The organism is Pseudonocardia sp. McavD-2-B, assembly GCF_024124365.1.
Lineage (GTDB): Bacteria > Actinomycetota > Actinomycetes > Mycobacteriales > Pseudonocardiaceae > Pseudonocardia > Pseudonocardia alni.
On record NZ_JAMXSG010000499.1, the window covers coordinates 1 to 1,687 of the forward strand.

At 78.2% G+C, this 1,687-nt stretch carries 1 protein-coding gene; it reads right to left on the reverse strand.

The window, feature by feature from the left end:
- On the reverse strand, positions 1–1,687 hold a 1,687-nt coding region (locus NH602_RS30645; protein WP_253069662.1), incomplete at both ends, for a hypothetical protein.

Below are 1,687 nucleotides of genomic sequence, written 5' to 3' on the forward strand. Positions count from 1 at the left end.
CGACCGGGACCGCGGGGTCCGGCCGCACGGCGGCGGTGCGGTCCCCGGTGCCGCGCAGGAACCGCGCCGAGGCCTGGTTCAGCACCTCGAGCAGGGTCGTCCCGGACGAGGCTGCCCGCGGCTCGTCCCCGACGACGGCGAGCATCCGCGGCGCCGCCGCGGTCAGCAGCAGCCCGTCGGCCTGCATCGCACCCGCACCCAGCACGACCACCAGGTCGGCGGTGTCCGCCGGGGGCAGCGTGCCGAGGACGTCGTCGACGGGCTCGGAGACGACCAGGCCGAAGCCCGGGACGCCGCGGCCGGCGTCGGCCGCCCAGGTCTCGGCGAGCTGTGGGTGGGTCCCGGCGAGCTCGCCGAGCAGCCGGTCCAGCTCGTCCCGGTCGGCGACCTCGCGCCGGGCGCGGTCGAGCTCCTCGCACGCGTCGGTGTAGGCCTGCGGGTCGTGCGCCCGCAGCGCCGCGACGACGGCCTCGTGCTCCGGGGCCCGTGCCCCGTCGGGCACCCGGTCGGCGCAGGTGGCGGCCAGGCGCTCCAGCTCGTCGGCGGCCTCGGCGGGGTCGCCGTGCTCGTCGTAGTCGACGATCGCGCGGGCGACCCGCTCCGCGGCGGCCAGGTCCGGCACCGAGACCGGGGAGTCCTGCTGCAGGAACAGCACGTCGTGGCGGAGCGCGCCGACCGACCGTGCGGTCGCCGCCACCCGGTCCAGGGTGTCGGTGAGCGCGGGCAGCTCGGAGGGGTCCCGCGGGATCGGCAGCCCCAGCATCGAGCACAGCCGCGCGATCTCGTCGTCGCGGCGGGTCAGGTCGAGGTGGTGGACGATCGCGACCACGTGGTCGTGGTTCTGCGGGGCCTCACCGGCGACGCGGAAGCGGCGCAGGTGCGGCTCGGCGTCCTTCTGCTCCTGCGGGCGGAAGTAGGACCGGGTCCGGCCGCCGGAGTCGAGGAAGTCCAGGTAGCGGCGGATCACGTCGGCGCCGCCCTGGGGCAGCGGCTCCACGATCTCGATCGCGGGGCCTGCGGCGTAGCGGGCGCGGTCGTCGCGCTGGCGGGCGGAGTGCCCCTGGAGCGCCTCGAACTCGGCGCGCAGGCCCTGGTGGACCAGGCGGCCGACGACCTCGCGCAGCCGGTCGGCGTCCGGGGCCGCGGCGATGGTCTCCAGCGAGCGCAGCACGCAGCGGGCGACCTGGGTGACGGCGCCGCGCCGGTCGGCGTCGAGGTCGCGCAGCAGGCCGGGGACGATCCGGGCCTCACCGGTCTCGGCCCCGGCCACGACCCGTCCGGCCCGCTCGCAGCAGCCCGCGACGTCGGCCGGGTCGGGCATGCCGTCGACGTCGGGGAGCTGCTGGCCGCGCCGGGCGGTGCGGTCGGCGCCGACCCGGGCGAGCAGGCGGCGCAGCCGCTGCAGCTCGGGGACCGGCAGCTCCGGGAACGACGTGGCGACGCGGCCCGCGACGCTCGCCGGCAGCGCGTCGTGCACCGCGGCGACGCGCTCGGCGGGCGCACCGGTCAGCAGGACGCGCATGCCGTAGCCGGTCAGCTCGGCCAGCGCCCTGGCGAGCTCGCCGGGGCTGGTGTCGGAGAGCACGACGAGAGGCTCCTCGGCCACCACGCCGAGCAACGTCGACGGGTGGGCGGGGTCCTCCTCGGGGCGCGGCGGGGCCGCGGCCCCCAGCGCGGTCGACAGGGT